The 14,045-nt window shown below is 74.1% G+C and carries 15 protein-coding genes; 9 read left to right on the forward strand and 6 right to left on the reverse strand.

What is annotated here, in order from left to right; translation table 11 throughout:
* The first annotated feature begins 7 nt into the window (after positions 1-7).
* From J2S41_RS17425 to J2S41_RS17440, 4 genes are all read left to right on the forward strand, one after another.
* The gene (locus J2S41_RS17425) at positions 8-1,798 is read left to right on the forward strand and encodes a bifunctional sugar phosphate isomerase/epimerase/4-hydroxyphenylpyruvate dioxygenase family protein (RefSeq protein WP_310368930.1); all 1,791 of its coding nucleotides are present in this window, start codon (positions 8-10) and stop codon (positions 1,796-1,798) included.
* Positions 1,799-1,834: 36 nt separating this feature from the next.
* On the forward strand, positions 1,835-2,170 hold the full coding sequence (locus J2S41_RS17430) for a hypothetical protein (RefSeq protein WP_310368931.1): 336 nt from the start codon (positions 1,835-1,837) through the stop codon (positions 2,168-2,170).
* On the forward strand, positions 2,167-3,192 hold the full coding sequence (locus J2S41_RS17435; RefSeq protein WP_310368932.1) for a PH domain-containing protein: 1,026 nt from the start codon (positions 2,167-2,169) through the stop codon (positions 3,190-3,192). The genes J2S41_RS17430 and J2S41_RS17435 overlap by 4 nt, the downstream gene beginning before the upstream one ends.
* Before the next feature lie 72 nt (positions 3,193-3,264).
* Entirely contained in the window at positions 3,265-3,951 is a 687-nt protein-coding gene (locus tag J2S41_RS17440) for a DUF3421 domain-containing protein (RefSeq protein WP_310368933.1), read from the forward strand.
* Between the two features lie 762 nt (positions 3,952-4,713).
* On the opposite strand, the gene J2S41_RS17445 is transcribed toward J2S41_RS17440, so the two are convergent.
* Positions 4,714-5,799, reverse strand: a complete 1,086-nt coding sequence (locus J2S41_RS17445; protein ID WP_310368934.1) for an NYN domain-containing protein — start codon at positions 5,797-5,799, stop codon at positions 4,714-4,716.
* Positions 5,800-5,905: 106 nt separating this feature from the next.
* Between J2S41_RS17445 and J2S41_RS17450 the strand changes: the two genes are divergently transcribed.
* From J2S41_RS17450 to J2S41_RS17460, 3 genes are all read left to right on the forward strand, one after another.
* Positions 5,906-6,973, forward strand: a complete 1,068-nt coding sequence (locus J2S41_RS17450; protein WP_310368935.1) for a hypothetical protein — start codon at positions 5,906-5,908, stop codon at positions 6,971-6,973.
* Positions 6,974-7,083: 110 nt separating this feature from the next.
* Complete coding sequence (locus tag J2S41_RS17455) at positions 7,084-8,280, forward strand: sensor histidine kinase (RefSeq protein ID WP_310368936.1); 1,197 nt, start codon at positions 7,084-7,086, stop codon at positions 8,278-8,280.
* Positions 8,277-8,942 carry a response regulator gene (locus tag J2S41_RS17460; protein ID WP_310368937.1) on the forward strand — a complete coding sequence of 222 codons (666 nt, stop codon included), beginning with the start codon at positions 8,277-8,279 and terminating at the stop codon, positions 8,940-8,942. Before J2S41_RS17455 ends, J2S41_RS17460 begins: the two co-directional genes overlap by 4 nt.
* Positions 8,943-8,973: 31 nt before the next feature.
* Here the strand turns inward: J2S41_RS17460 and J2S41_RS17465 are convergent, their stop codons facing one another.
* Genes J2S41_RS17465 through J2S41_RS17480 form a run of 4 tightly spaced genes read right to left on the reverse strand, consistent with a single transcriptional unit; the run spans position 8,974 to position 12,440 of the window.
* Positions 8,974-10,320, reverse strand: a complete 1,347-nt coding sequence (locus J2S41_RS17465) for a hypothetical protein (protein WP_310368938.1) — start codon at positions 10,318-10,320, stop codon at positions 8,974-8,976.
* Positions 10,317-11,087 (reverse strand): ATP-binding cassette domain-containing protein, encoded by a 771-nt coding sequence (locus tag J2S41_RS17470; RefSeq protein WP_310368939.1) that lies wholly within the window; start codon positions 11,085-11,087, stop codon positions 10,317-10,319. The genes J2S41_RS17465 and J2S41_RS17470 overlap by 4 nt, the downstream gene beginning before the upstream one ends.
* A gap of 7 nt (positions 11,088-11,094) precedes the next feature.
* Complete coding sequence (locus tag J2S41_RS17475; protein WP_310368940.1) at positions 11,095-11,901, reverse strand: zf-HC2 domain-containing protein; 807 nt, start codon at positions 11,899-11,901, stop codon at positions 11,095-11,097.
* Positions 11,898-12,440, reverse strand: a complete 543-nt coding sequence (locus J2S41_RS17480; RefSeq protein ID WP_310368941.1) for an RNA polymerase sigma factor — start codon at positions 12,438-12,440, stop codon at positions 11,898-11,900. Before J2S41_RS17480 ends, J2S41_RS17475 begins: the two co-directional genes overlap by 4 nt.
* A gap of 105 nt (positions 12,441-12,545) precedes the next feature.
* Between J2S41_RS17480 and J2S41_RS17485 the strand changes: the two genes are divergently transcribed.
* Positions 12,546-12,869: a hypothetical protein gene (locus J2S41_RS17485; RefSeq protein WP_310368942.1), complete on the forward strand. Its 324-nt coding sequence runs from the start codon at positions 12,546-12,548 to the stop codon at positions 12,867-12,869.
* Positions 12,869-13,102: a hypothetical protein gene (locus tag J2S41_RS17490; RefSeq protein WP_310368943.1), complete on the forward strand. Its 234-nt coding sequence runs from the start codon at positions 12,869-12,871 to the stop codon at positions 13,100-13,102. Before J2S41_RS17485 ends, J2S41_RS17490 begins: the two co-directional genes overlap by 1 nt.
* Here the strand turns inward: J2S41_RS17490 and J2S41_RS17495 are convergent.
* The gene (locus tag J2S41_RS17495) at positions 13,091-13,846 is read right to left on the reverse strand and encodes a M15 family metallopeptidase (RefSeq protein WP_310368944.1); all 756 of its coding nucleotides are present in this window, start codon (positions 13,844-13,846) and stop codon (positions 13,091-13,093) included. The genes J2S41_RS17490 and J2S41_RS17495 overlap by 12 nt on opposite strands.
* Positions 13,847-14,045: the final 199 nt, after the last annotated feature.

Consider the following 14,045-nt stretch of genomic DNA (forward strand, 5'->3'; position numbering starts at 1 on the left):
TCATGTCATGCGGCGGTCGATCGCGACGGTGTGCGTCTCCGGGACGCTGGACGACAAGTTGACCGCCGCGTCGGCGGCCGGGTTCGACGGGATCGAGCTGTTCGAGAACGACCTGGTGGTGTCGCCGTGGTCGCCGGCCGAGATCCGGTCCCGGTGCGCGGACCTGGGCCTGTCGATCGACCTCTACCAGCCGTTCCGCGACTTCGAGGCCGTACCGGCGGAGCTTCTGGAGGCCAATCTCCGGCGCGCGGAGCGCACGTTCGACGTGATGGAGGCGCTCGGCACCGGCACCGTGCTGGTCTGCTCGTCCGTGTCGCCGGCGGCGGTGGACGACGACGGGCTCGCGGCGGAACAGCTCGCGCTGCTGGCCGGCCGCGCCGCCGACCGGGGGATCAGGATCGCCTACGAGGCACTCGCCTGGGGACGGCACGTCTCCACCTGGGACCACGCGTGGCGCGTCGTGCGCGCGGCCGACCATCCCGCGCTCGGGCTGTGCCTGGACTCGTTCCACATCCTGTCGCGGGAGATCTCCCCGGCCGGGATCGCGGACATCACGCCCGGGAAGATCTTCTTCGTGCAGCTCGCCGACGCGCCGCACCTGCGCATGGACGTGCTCCAGTGGAGCCGCCACCACCGTCTCTTCCCCGGCCAGGGCGCGTTCGACCTGGCCGGCCTGATCACCACCATCCTGACCAGTGGGTACGACGGACCGCTCTCGCTGGAGGTGTTCAACGACGTCTTCCGGCAGGCGGACCCGGCGCGCACCGCGGTCGACGCGATGCGCTCGCTGATCGCGCTGGAGGACCGGGCCGGCCTGCGCCCGCTGCCGCCCGCGCCCGCGCTGCGCGGTCACGCGTTCACCGAGTTCGCGGTGGACGGCGGCAGCAGCCCGCGACTGCGGGAGGCGTTGCGCGGCCTCGGATTCACGCACACCGGCCAGCACCGCACCAAGCCCGTCGAGCTGTGGGAGCAGTCCGCCTGCCGGGTCGTGCTGAACAGCGCGGTCACCCGGCCCGGCGCGGCGATCAGCGCGTTCGCGGTCGGCACGGACGACCCGGCGGCCGCGCTGCACCGCGCGGAGGCGCTGCGCGCGCCGGCCCGGGTGAGCGAGCACGGCCCGCGCGAGACCTCGCTGGCCTCCGTCACCGCGCCGGACGGCACCGAGGTGTTCGTGACCGGGCCGGACCCGGCCTGGCGCGCCGACTTCCTGCCGACCGGCGACTCCCCCGGCGCCGGCATCGGGCTCACCGTCACCGACCACATCGGCCTGACGCAGCCGTTCGACCACTTCGACGAGGCCGGGCTGTTCTACGACTCGGTGCTCGGGCTGGACCGGCTCGCCACGGAGGAGTTCGCGGCGCCGTTCGGCCTGATGCGCTCGCGTGCGCTCGCCACCGCCGGGCGGGAGGTGCGGCTGGCGCTGACCGTCGCGCTGCTGCGCCGCGGCGAGTGGGCGCCCGGCGTACCGGACCCGCAGCACGTCGCGTTCGCCACCGAGGACATCGTGGCCACGGCCGCGCGCGTGCCGCGGCGGCTGACCATCCCGGACAACTACTACGCCGACCTGGCGGCCCGGTTCGCGCTGCCCGACGCGGTCGTGTCCACGCTGCGGCGGCACGGCATCCTCTACGACCGGGACGCACGCGGCGGCGAGCTGCTGCACTTCTACACGCCGGTGCACGGCGGGCGGGTGTTCTTCGAGATCATCGAGCGGCGCGCCGGCTACGACGGCTTCGGCGAGGTCAACGCGCCGGTCCGGATGGCCGCACACCGGCACCTGCGGCTCACCGGCGGGTGACACCACCCTTTGCATGCGGGCGGTAACGTGCCGTACATGGCCACGCCGACCGTGACCCGCACGATGGCCGAGGTGCTCGGCCTCCTGCTCCAAGCGTGGCAGGAGGGCTCCGAGCTGCACGGCTGGCTCATCATGCGGTCGCTGCGCCGCCCCGGTCCGGCCGTCTACGCCGCGCTCGACGCGCTGGAGGACGCGGGCTGGACCACCGCCACCTGGGAGGCGCTGCCGTCCGGCACGCGCCGCGCCCGGCGCCGCTACTACCGGCTCTCCGCCGCCGGCGTGGAGGCGGCCCGGCAGCACGCCACGCTGCCGGAACCCGAGCGGCCACGCTGGTGGCGGCCGCAGCCCGGCTTCGGGATGGCGGCCCGATGAACGGCATCGAGATCGTGCTGGCGCTGCTGCTCGGCGTGCTGGTCAACGAGTTCACCGGCGTGTCCCCCTGGCTGGGGCGGCGGCTCGCGGTCTGGTCCGCGCGGCTGCGCTACGGCGACACGCCGCGCGGCCGGATCCGCGCGGAGGAGTTGGAGGCGGTGATCGACGCCCGCCCGGGCAGCTTCCTCAAGCTCGCCACCGGCGCCAACCTGGCCGCCGCGTCGCTGGCCACCCGCGCCCGGCGGCTGATCTCCGGCGAGTCCGGCGGCCCCTCCGCGGAGGAGGTGCTGGCCTCGGCCGAGCGCTCCCCGATGCTGCTGGAGGACGAGCCGACCGCGGTGGTGGCGCGCTACCTCTTCCCGACCGAGCGCTACCGTGGCGAGTGGAAGCGGCACTGGGTCAACCCGGTCCGCGGCACACTCGTGATCCTGGTCTACGGCGGGCTGCTGCAGTGGCTGATCGCCATCTACGTCCGCGACCGCTACCAGTGGTGGTGCGCCGCCGCGATGGGCCTGGTGACCGTGACGCTGCTGGCGCACCGGTGGTGCGACTGGCACCTGGGCCGGTTCGTGATCACCAACCGGCGCATGATGATCACCGCGGGCGTCGTCCGCCGTACCGTGGCGATGATGCCGCTGACCCGGGTGGTCGACGTGCGGTACGTGCAGTCGCCGCTCGGCCGGATGCTGCACTACGGCTCGTTCCAGCTGGAGTCGGCGAGCCGGCGCAACGCGCTGCGCGTGGTCGCGGACGTGCCCAACCCCAACGAGCTGTACCTGCGCCTGGTCGAGGAGATCTACGAGCCGGAGGCGGTCGAGGCCCGGATGGGCCGGAACGCCCTGCCGGACACGGACCCGCTGGCCGACCTGGACCTCTCCGACCTGGACATCTCCACTCTGGATCGCCCCGGCACCGGTGATCCCCAGCCGCCCGAACTCGTCGCGCTCATGGAGAAGCTGACCTGCTCGATGGACGCGCTCACCGCCGCCATCGACCGGTTGCAGCCACCGCCGCGCCCCTGAAGCCCGCATGCCCGTCCGGTCGATCACCGTCGCTATCCTGCTGCCGCGTATTCATCGGTGAACGGAGAGACGATGACGGACTATCGGTGGGAGACGGCGTCGGGCGGGCGCATCCCGGACGGGGCGATCCCGCACGGGTACGACGACGACGGCTCGCCGCTGTGGGTGTGCCGCGCCTGGCTGCACGGCGGCCTGCACCCCGGCAAGGTCCGCCCCGGGCTGGGCATGGCCGGCATCGCGTGGGGCGGCGAGGAGGTCGGCATCCCCGGTGAGTACGAGGTCCTGATGGACCGCGGCATCTGGGGCATCGCGGACGGCGGGGACGTGCCCGGCGACGCGTACCCCGCCGGCCACGAGCACCACGGCATCACGCTCTACGTGGCCCGGGCCGCCATCGACGGCAACAACCTCCAGATCGGCAAGGTGCGCGAGGAGTTCCGCGCGGCCAACATCGGCTACGGCAACGAGGAACACACGGTCCGCGCGTACGAGGTGCTGCTCCGCCCGAACGCCCCGATCTTCGTGTCGTTGAAGGGCTCCGCCCCGGCGGCGTACGAACCGCAGGACCTCACCGACATGGTGCCGCAGTCCTTCACCCCGATGCGCCCGACCCTCCCGGCCGAGCCGCTCAGCCCCGCCACCCGCCTGACGCCCACGTCCTCCGTCCCGGTGCAGACCACGGTCGCGCCGGTGACGGTGGACGGCAACCGCATCACGGTCACGGTCACGGTGGAACTGGGCGACCGCCGGGACCAGTAGGACCGGCGGTCCACAGTCGACGATCCGCGGAGGCGGCCGGATCCCGCTCGCTTCCGCGGGCGAGGACCGGCCACGCCGTTCTCACGGCCCGCTCCCCCGGACGGCCGGCTTACGCGCGCCGCGCGGGACAGCACCGGGTGCGCCGCTCTCGCAGCCCACTCCCCCGGACGGCCGGCTTACGCGCGCCGCGCGGGACAGCACCGGGTGCGCCGCTCTCGCAGCCCACTCCCCCGAATGATCGGTTCCGCACGCTCCGCGGGACAGAATCCGGATGCGCCGCGCTCGCGGCGAGGTGGAAGCGAAAGCCCTTGCCAGCGCGACCCGATTATCTGATCCGCCGCCGCGCCTCGGAGATCGCGATTCTCACTTTGTGAGGCTCAGGCACGTTATTCGGCAGGAATTACGTGCCTGAGCCTCACAAAGCCACAGTGGACGACCGACTTGCGCCCGCGATATGCCGAAATTTCGGGCGTGGAGCGCCCGCAGGCCACTCGTAACGTGAGCTGGTATCGCCGTGCGGGGTTGCGAGACCTGGCATGTCCGCGTCGCGTCCGCGTGGACGGGCCTTGCCGGAAGCGGAAGCGAGCGCGGGGACGGGAGCGGAAGCGGGGCGCGGCGGGGATGGTGGGTGGGGCGGGACTGGCGTGGGTTGACGTGGGCGGGTGCGGGACCGGCGGGGAGGAGCGCCGGCGACGGCCGGTGCCCGCTCCGGACATGCGGGCCGCCACCACGCCGGAAGCGGAAAACCGGTGGTGTGAACGGCTACGGCGGGGTCAGCAGGTAGTCGTCGGCGTCGGGGCTCCAGGTGAGGTCGACGGCGCCGCTGGTCGCGGCGGCCTTGCAGAACTGCAGGAAGGAGCGGTAGCCGAGCTTCTTCTCGCTGAAGTCGGGGGCGATCTTGCGGACCCGGTTCTTCAGGCCGGAGAGCGCGACCGCGCCGTTGGTCGCGGCCAGGTCGAGCACGACCGCGCGCAGGACGCCGAACGCGGCCTCGCGGTCGCCGTGTTCGGGGAGGCTGACCTCGGGGTCGCCCTTGGCGGAGCCGTCGCCGAGTTCGATCACGTTCTGTTCGCGCAGGTGGCGCAGCAGCTCGCCGAACGCGCGGAAGCCGTAGTCGGCCTCGCTGAACGTGGGGTCCTTGCGCAGCAGGGTGCGTTTGAGCGTGGACGCGGTGACCGCGCCGTTCGAGCTGTGCTGGAGGCCGGAGACGGTCTGCGCGACCAGTGCGGCGAGCGCGTCGGCGGGTTCGGTCTCGGGCGCGTCGGGCTCCGGGGCCGGCGCCTCGGCGATCGGCTCGGCGGGCTCCGGCTTCACGGGCGCGGCCGTGGCCGTGGCCGCCGGCCGGCCGCGGCGGGTGCGGGCGGGCGGGATCTCGACGCCCTCGAGGCGGTCGTAGTAGAGGAACTCGTCGCAGGCCGGGGGCAGCAGCGCGGAGGTGGACTGCTGCACGCCGACGCCGATCACACGCTTGTTGAGCTCGCGCAGCTTGTGCACCAGCGGCGTGAAGTCGCTGTCGCCGGTGCAGAGCACGAACGTGGAGATGTAGGGGCGCTCGAACGCCAGCTCCAGCGCGTCCACCACCATCTTGATGTCCGCCGCGTTCTTGCGGGACGCGCCCATCCGCTGCGGGATGTCGATCAGCTCGACGTGCGACCGGGTCAGCATCCGGCGGTCCTCGTCGAAGTACGACCAGTCCGCGTACGCCCGCCGCACCACCACGCGACCCCGCTCGGCCAGCGCGTCCGCGACCGGCTTCAGCGCGAACGTCATGCCCCCGAGATGGTCGCGCGCCCCGATCGCCAGGTTCTCGTAGTCGAGGAACAGCGCGATCCGCTCTTCGTGATCCACGCTGGCCAGCCTACGCCCGGCCGGCTGGCTGAGTGAACGGTCAGCGCAGCGTTGATCCATGACGGCGTGCCGTACGTGCCATCCGGTGAGCGGATCGGGCCGGCGGATGGGAGTGGCTGTGGCGGGTGAGGGCGTCGGGGAGTCGCGGGCGGCTGGAGCGCCGGCGGGGTGGCCGTCGATCGCGGACTACTGGCCGGACGCGCCGCATCGGATCGGGCCGGAGGCGGACGTCTATCACCTGGACGATACGGAGGCCGTGATGCCGAACGCGGCCGTGGTGCGGGCGGTGGCGCCGAAGGCGGAGCCGAGTGAGGCGGAGCCACGCGATCCGTTCGAGGACCTGGTGCTGGCCGAGGACCTGGCGCCGCCGGAGCCGCACTGGAACGGGGAGACCGCGGCGGCGCCGGTGGTGCGGCGGCGCGGGCGGGTGCTGGCCACGGTGGCGTTCGCGGCGCTGCTGCTGGCGGGCCTGACCGCGGCGATCGTGGTGCAGGTGCCGGACGGCGAGCAGGGCACGACCGCGGCGCCGCCGGTGGAGGCGCCGGCCCGGGAGGAGCGGCCCGCGCTGACCGCGTCCGCACCGCTCGACGGCCGGGAGGAGGCCTCGTTCGCGCTGCTCACGGAGGTGACGATCCTGACGGTACGGTCCACGGCGCTGGACGGGGAGCTGTTCCGGATCAGCGCGCCGGAGGGCGGCGGCGTGCGGCCGAACGCGGTCACCTCCGACGGCGAGGTGCGGCTGTTCCTGGAGGAGACCGGGGACGAGGACGCCACCGCGACGGTGGAGGTGCTGCTCAGCGACGAGGTGCGGTGGTCGGTGCGGCTGCTGGCCGGCGTGGACGAGGGCACCGTGGACCTGAGCGCGGCCGCGGTCTCCGAGGTCACCCTGGCCGGCGGCGCCACCAGCATCGACCTCAGCCTGCCCAGCCCGGACGGCACGCTGCCGATCTCGCTCACCAAGGGCGCGAACCGGCTGACGGTACGTACCCCGGCGCGGGTCCCGGCCCGGGCCGCGATCCGGCAGGGGGCCGGCACGGTCGAGATCGACGGCGCGACCAGGAGCGGCATCGCGAAGGGCGAGGTCTTCCAGTCCCGCGACTGGCGGTCCGCCACCGACCGCCTCGACCTGGACGCGTCCGCCGGCCTGGGCACGCTGCGGATCGAGGCGGCCTGACCTGCCGCATCCCTCTGGAGTACGGGGCCCCTCCCCCGCCGGCACGACGCGCACCTCGGTACGCGGCGGTAACGTCGCAGGCGAGAACGCGGAGAAGGCGGTGAGGGCGGGTGACGGAGGCACAGCCGATGCGCACGCTGGGCTGGGTCATGCTGGGCGCGCTGGCCGGCCTGCTGCTGGTGATCACCGCCACCACCGTCGCGGACATCTACGACCTGCCGGTGCTGGTGGCCTTCGGCGCCGCGACCGCGAGCTGTGCCGCGCTGCCGCTGGTGCTGGTCCGGCCCCGGCTGGCGGCGGCGCTCCAGGCCGCTGCGGTCACGGTCTTCGCCTGGGCCCAGCCGGTCGACCAGGGCACCTGGCCGCTGGCCGTGCCGGTGATGCTGGTGTTGCTCGTGCACATCGGCCTGGTCGGGCTGTCCCGGCCGTGGGGCGAGGCGGTGGCGACCTGGTGGACCAGCGGCCTGGTCTGCATCCTGCTGGCGCTGTTCGACCCGCGCGGGCGCGGCATCGACGACGCGGACGTGACCCTGGTCGTCTACACGGCGAACTCGATGCTGGTCATGTTCGGCGCGATCCTGTGGCGGCAGCGCACGCTGATCCGCCGGCAGCTCGCCGAGGCCCGCCGCGACGTGGCGCTGGAGCAGGCGCAGCGGGCCGTGGTGGAGGAGCGCACCCGGATCGCGCGGGAGTTGCACGACGTGGTCGCGCACAGCATGTCGGTGATCCACATGCAGGCCACCTCCGCGGCGTACCGGCTGAAGGACGTGGACGACGAGTCGCGCGCCGAGTTCGGCCGGATCGCGGCCGGCACCCGCACCGCGCTGCAGGAGATGCGCGCGCTGCTGTCGCTGCTGCGCGACGAGGAGAGCGAGCGCCCGCTGCGACCCGCGCCCGGCCTGCGCGACCTGGACGAGCTGGCCTCCTCGGCCCGGCGCGGCGGCGTCGCGGTGGAGTTGGAGGTGCCGGCCGAGGTGCGCGGGCTGGACATCCCGGAGACCGTGGGCGTGGCCGCGTTCCGGATCGTGCAGGAGTCGCTGAGCAACGTGGTGCGGCACGCGCCCGGCGCGGACGCTCGGGTGCTGATCGGCGCCACCGGCGGGGAGCTGACCGTCGAGGTGGTCAACGATCCGGCGCGCCGGGTGCCGCGGCCGATCGAGGATCCGCGGCGCGCCGGGCACGGCCTGATCGGGATGCGGGAGCGGGCGCGGCAGGCGGGTGGCACCATTCAGACCGGGCCGCGGCCGGACGGCGGCTACCGGGTGGCCGCCACCCTGCCCCTGACGAACGGAGTGAAGCTCGTATGATCCGCGTCCTGGTCGTCGACGATCAGCCGATGATCCGCGCCGGCATCCGCGCGATCCTCGACGCGCAGCCCGGCCTGAGCGTGGTCGGCGAGGCCGAGGACGGCCGGGCCGGCGTGCGCCTCAGCGGCTCGCTGCGCCCTGACGTGGTGCTGATGGACGTGCGCATGCCGGAGCTGGACGGGCTGGCCGCCACGCGCGAGCTGCTCGGGGCGCGGCAGCAGGGCGCGCACGTGCCGCGCGTGCTGATGCTGACCACGTTCGACATCGACGATTACGTGTACGAGGCGTTGCGCGCCGGCGCGAGCGGCTTCCTGCTCAAGGACAGCGAGCCGGAGGAACTGGTCCGGGCCGTGCGCGTGGTGGCGAACAGCGAGTCGCTGCTGTCCCCCAGCATCACCCGCCGCCTGATCGAGAACTTCGTCGACGCGCAGCCGCGCAAGCCCTCGCCCGCGCTGAACGCGCTCACCGACCGGGAGCGCGAGGTGCTGCGCCTGATGGCGACCGGCATGTCGAACGCGGAGATCGCCGCCGACCTGTTCATCGCCGAGCAGACCACGAAGACCCACGTCAGCCGCATCCTGAACAAGTTGGGTCTGCGCGACCGGGTGCATGCGGTGGTGTTCGGCTACGAGAACGGGCTGGTCGTCCCCGGGCGCCGATGAGGAACTCGTCCGGCGCCCGGGGTGTCGCCCGTCAGGCCGTGCCGGTCAGCACCTCGAAGAGGTCGCCGCGGCAGTCCAAGGCCGCCTCCCGCAGCGCGGCCACGCGGGTCACCTGTCCGGCCGGCGGGAGCGACCGCAGTGCGGTCCAGGCCTGGTCGGTGGCCGCCCGGTCCTCGTCCGTGTAGGTCGCCGGCGGAGTCGGCCGGTCGAGCAGCCAGGAGGCGGCGACCGCGCGGGCGGCGCGCTCGCGCACGTCGGCCTCGCGGGTGGTGTAGTCGTCGCAGCGCAGCGTGCCGGCGCCGTCGAGCAGGTCCTCCACCAGCGTGGGACCGCCGGTGACCAGCGCGCCGTCGGCGTCGACGGTCAGGCGTACCCGTACCGTCGCGTGGTCCTGATCCACCCGGGTCCCGAAGTCGTGCGGGTCCTGGATCAGCGCGACCGGCGGGTTCGGCAGGCGGCCCAGCGCGGCCAGCGCCTCGCGCGCCGGCCCGGTCAGCTCCGGCAGCGTGGTGGCGTAGGCGCGGGTCACGCAGACCCGTGGCGTGCCGTCCGCGCAGACCTCGGCCGCGGCGCCGGCGTCCAGGCCGGTTCCGCGCGCGGCGGGCGGCAGCACCAGCAGCGCGCCGGCCAGCCCGGCGGCCAGCACCGCGACGGCGGACGCGCGCGCGGCCGGGCGGGGGCGGCGCGGCAGCGCGTAGAGCAGGAAGCCGGCCGCGCCGAGCGCCACGAACCAGATCGCCCGGCCCGCCACCGCGCCCGCCTCGAACCGCGTGAACTCGGCCGCGATCGCGGTGTCCGGCAGGTACGACGGCAGCAGGGCGAGCGCGCCGACCGGCCGGTCCTGCGCCACCATCTCCAGCGCGATCGTCACCGCCAGGGACAGCACCAGCGAGAGCGGCACCGTCCACAGTGATGGGAAGGCGCGGCCGGCCGCGAGCCCGAGCAGCCCGGCGGCGGCGACGCCGAGCGCGCCGGCCAGCAGCGGCCAGGGCCAGCCGGACGGCCAGTAGGTGTCCGCGTCCAGCACGGCCAGGCCGAGCGGGCGGGCGAGCGCGGCCAGGTAGGCGGCGGCCAGCCCGGCGCCGAGCAGCGTGGCGCGCAGCGCGAGCCGGGACCACGGCGGGCGGGGCGTGACGCCGATCAGCTCACCGGTCCCGGCCGCGCCGTCCCGGCGCCCGAGGATCACGCCGATGGTCAGCGCCAGCGGCCAGAGCAGCGACAGCGCGGAGTGGTGGTTCACCACGGTCGCGCCGACCAGGCCGGGCCAGCGCGGGTCCATGCCGTCCGAGGTCAGCACGCCGGCCGCCAACAGCATCACCGCCACCAGCACGAGCAGCCAGGTACGGCGCAGTTCCAGCAGTGCCAGTCGGATCGTCATCGGAGCACCTCCGCGTACCCTCGCTCGTATCGGCTCGTCACGTCGTCGTCCTCGCCGGCACCGGCGTGCGCGGCCAGCTCCGCGGGCGTGCCGCGGAACACGATCCGGCCCTCGCGCAGCACCACCAGGTCGGTGCAGGCCACGGCCACGTCCTCGATCACGTGGGTGGCGATCACCACGCACGCGGTCCGGCCCAGGCCGCGCAGCAGCACGCGCAGCTCCTGCCGGGTGCCCGGGTCGACGCCCGCGGTCGGCTCGTCCAGGATCAGCAGGCCCGGGTCGCCGACCAGCGCCTGCGCCAGCCCGACCCGGCGGATCATGCCGCCGGAGAGCGTCCGCAGCTTCTCGTCCGCGCACCCGGTGAGCCCGGTCTGGTCGATCGCGCGCTGCGCCGCGGCCGGGATGTCGTGCGCCGGCAGCTCCTTCAGCCAGGCCAGGTACTCGACGAACTCCCGTACCGTGAACCGCTTGTAGTAGCCGAAGGCCTGTGGCAGGTAGCCCAGTTGCCGGCGCACGGCACGCACGTCGCCACCACCGTGGATCGACTGACCGATCAGGTCGAGCGTGCCCGCGGCCGGTGGCGTCACCGTGGCGAGCGCGCGCAGCAGCGTGGTCTTGCCGGCCCCGTTCGGGCCGAGCACACCGTGCACGCCGGGACCGAGGTCCAGGTCCACGCCCTCGATCGCGAGCCGGCGCCCGGCGTGGACCGACAGGCCCTCCGCACGGATCGGCCAGGCGGCCGGGCGGTCATCGTCTATCGCACGCATCCTGCTCCTATCGGATAAATCGGTATCGGTTACGGAATCGGACGGTGATCGCCGCGGCGGCCACGGTCACCGCGAGCCAGGCCGGCGCCGCGGCCGCGTCCAGGACCACCGGGTCCCAGGCGTCCGCCAGCGTGGGCGCCACGACCACGAGCGACCAGAGCGCGGTCACCGCGACCGCGGCACGGCCCACGCCGACCAGCGCGCCGCCGGCCAGCACCACGGTGGTGAAGGCGAGCCCGGGCAGCAGCCAGCGGGCCGGGGACGCGCCGACCGCCAGCCCGGCCAGCGCCACCGGCGGCAGCGTCACCAGCAGCGCCACCAGCGTGCGGCGCAGCACCAACGTCAGCCCGGCCTGCGGCGTGACCGCGACCAGCGCGTGCGCCGGATCGGTCCACCGGTTCCAGGAGACCGCGACGCCGAGCACCGGCACCAGCGGCGCGATCAGAAGCAGCAGCGGGGTACGGTCCGCCGGCCCGCCCGTCTCCAGCAGCACCGCGGCGAGCGGCACCGCGACCGTCATCGCCAGCCAGGGCAGCACGGCCGGGACCGCCCACCGGGCCAGCGCGCGCCGCACCCGGTGCCGCAGCCCCCAGAGCCGGCCGTGCCCGGGCCCGAGTCGCGGCTCCACCGCCACCCGCACGGACTCGACCAGCCCGGGCAGCACCGGGTCCGCCCGGATCGCCTCGGCCATCCGGGCGCGGCAGTCCGGGCAGCGCTCCAGGTGCGCCTCCAGCACCCAGAGCGTCTCCTCCGGGAGGTCGCCGCCGGTGGCGTACCGGGTCAGCAGGTCGGTGGGGACACAGTGGCCGGTCATGACAGCGCCCTCCGCAGCTCGATCCGGGCCCGGCGCACCCGGGTCTTCACCGTGCCCTCCGGCACGCCCAGCAGCGCCGACGTCTCGCGCGCGGTCAGCCCGTCCAGCACCATCGCGCGCAGCACCGCGCGCAGTTCCGGTGCCAGCCGGCCGAGGGCCGCCGCGAGCGCCCCGTCCGGGATGCCGTCCAGTACCTCGTCCTCGGCCGCCGGCGCGGTGGCCCGTACCGGCTCGCCGGCCAGCGGCACCTCGTCGTGCCGGGCCCGCCGCCGGAACGCGTCCACCAGCCGGCGGGCCGCGATCGTCCACAGCCACCCGGCCGCGGTTCCACCCATCGGATCACCCACATAGCTCGCCGCGGCCCGCCAGGCCGCGAGATACGAGTCCTGCATCACCTCGGCCACCAGGTCGTCATCCCGGCAGCGACGCCGCAGGCGCACCGCGAGCCACGGCGCGGTACGCCGATAGAACTCGTCGAACGCGGCCCGATCGCCACGGCCGACGCGCCGCAGCAACGCCTCCTCGTCGAGTTCACTCACTCCCGCACTGTGGTTCACGCCAGGTAGGTCGTCACCCCGACACGACCGAGATTGCCGTCGGAGGGTGACCTGCGTCACGTTGTCCGGAGCACCTACGATGCGGGCATGCGCGTGTCGGTGGCGGTGTCGCTGGCCCTGGTGGCCGGGCTGGCCGGCTGTGCGGCGCTGCCCGAGGAGCTGGAGGTTCGGCGACACTGCGACGGGCCGAACATGGTCTACGAGGTGTGGGACCGGGACCCGGGTGACTCGGAGGAGCCGGAGACCGAGTTCGAGCAGGTCGAGGTGGCGCCGGATGATCCGCGCTGCCCGAGCGCGGCGCCCGCGACGCTGGAACCGGCCACCGCGACACTCGCGCCGGCCACCGCCACGCTGGAACCGGCCACCGCCACGCTGGCGCCGGCCCCACGACCGGAGATGGGAGACGGGTGATGAGGACCGTGCGGAGCGCGGCGGTGGTGGCCCTGGTGCTGGTCGCGGCGACCGGTTGCGCCACGGACCGGTCGGAGGTGCGGACCCGCTGCGACGGGCCCAACATGGTGTACGAGGCGTGGGTGGACGAGCCGGGCTGGGGCGGCGTCGAGTTCAGTCACATCGAGGTCGTGCCGAACGATCCCCGGTGCGCGGCCGGAGCCGTGCCGACGCCGACGCCGTCAGGGCAGTGAGCCGCGCGCGACCGGGAAGTCGAAGTACGTGTCCGGGTAGGGCTCGCCGGCCAGCGTGAAGTGCCACCACTCCTTGCTGTAGCCGGTGAACCCGGCCGCGGCCATGGTGTCCCGGAGCAGGATTCGGTTCGCGCGCGGCACGCCGGTGACGCGCGGATCGAGCGTGTGCGCCAGCGGGTCGAAGCAGTCGTAGCCCGTGCCCATGTCGACGCCGTTGTCCCTGAACCGGCGGGACACGGGCGCGTAGCAGGCCGTGAGCGGCTGCCCCGGACGGTACGCGGGCTGGCGCGCGGCCGGCAGGCGAACGATCGTCAGGTCCACCGTGCTGCCGCGGCTGTGCCCGGACCGGCGCGCCAGATATCCGGCGTCGAAGAGCGATCCCTTGTCGGTACGCGGGTAGAACTCCGCCTTCATGCGCTGGTCCGAGCGGTCCTCCGCCCAGGCGGCGAAGTCCGCGACCGCCCGCCGCGGCCGGTAGCAGTCGTACACCTTGAGCGACAGCCCGCGTGGCCGCAGCGCCGCCTGCGCGTTCTTCAACGCCCGGGCGGCCGGCCTGGTCAGGATGCAGAGCGGCTCCCGATAACCCTTGATCCGCCGCCCGACGAAGTTGTGCGCCGAGTGATAGCGCATCTCGGTCAGGATCGTCGCGTCCACCGCCGCGAGGTCCACGAACCGCGCGGGCGCGGGTGCCGGGATCGCGAACATCGCCATGGCCGCGACCGCGGCCGTCAGGTGCCGTACCACCACCACATCATCAGGGGTACGAACCGATCACGGTCAGCGACGCGCCGACTACAGCGGCACAATGTGCAGGTCACGGCCGGCCCGCTCGCACCGCTCGGCGTCCCGGGAACAACCAGATCGTAGTGCGCGGACGCCCTCACGCGGGGGCGGATGGACAATTCCCGCCGCCGGGGCGGGAACGCCACGGGCGAGGGCGCGT

The sequence above is a fragment of the Catenuloplanes atrovinosus genome (assembly GCF_031458235.1).
In the GTDB taxonomy this organism is placed as follows: Bacteria; Actinomycetota; Actinomycetes; order Mycobacteriales; family Micromonosporaceae; genus Catenuloplanes; species Catenuloplanes atrovinosus.

Excerpts from the sequence above, each read along its gene's own strand:
- J2S41_RS17425 (WP_310368930.1), top strand. The coding sequence starts at position 8 with ATGCGGCGGTCGATCGCGACGGTGTGCGTCTCCGGGACGCTGGACGAC.
- J2S41_RS17430 (WP_310368931.1), top strand. The coding sequence starts at position 1,835 with ATGGCCACGCCGACCGTGACCCGCACGATGGCCGAGGTGCTCGGCCTC.
- J2S41_RS17435 (WP_310368932.1), top strand. The coding sequence starts at position 2,167 with ATGAACGGCATCGAGATCGTGCTGGCGCTGCTGCTCGGCGTGCTGGTC.
- J2S41_RS17440 (WP_310368933.1), top strand. The coding sequence starts at position 3,265 with ATGACGGACTATCGGTGGGAGACGGCGTCGGGCGGGCGCATCCCGGAC.
- J2S41_RS17450 (WP_310368935.1), top strand. The coding sequence starts at position 5,906 with ATGGGAGTGGCTGTGGCGGGTGAGGGCGTCGGGGAGTCGCGGGCGGCT.
- J2S41_RS17460 (WP_310368937.1), top strand. The coding sequence starts at position 8,277 with ATGATCCGCGTCCTGGTCGTCGACGATCAGCCGATGATCCGCGCCGGC.
- J2S41_RS17465 (WP_310368938.1), bottom strand. The coding sequence starts at position 10,320 with ATGACGATCCGACTGGCACTGCTGGAACTGCGCCGTACCTGGCTGCTC.
- J2S41_RS17470 (WP_310368939.1), bottom strand. The coding sequence starts at position 11,087 with ATGCGTGCGATAGACGATGACCGCCCGGCCGCCTGGCCGATCCGTGCG.
- J2S41_RS17475 (WP_310368940.1), bottom strand. The coding sequence starts at position 11,901 with ATGACCGGCCACTGTGTCCCCACCGACCTGCTGACCCGGTACGCCACC.
- J2S41_RS17485 (WP_310368942.1), top strand. The coding sequence starts at position 12,546 with ATGCGCGTGTCGGTGGCGGTGTCGCTGGCCCTGGTGGCCGGGCTGGCC.
- J2S41_RS17490 (WP_310368943.1), top strand. The coding sequence starts at position 12,869 with ATGAGGACCGTGCGGAGCGCGGCGGTGGTGGCCCTGGTGCTGGTCGCG.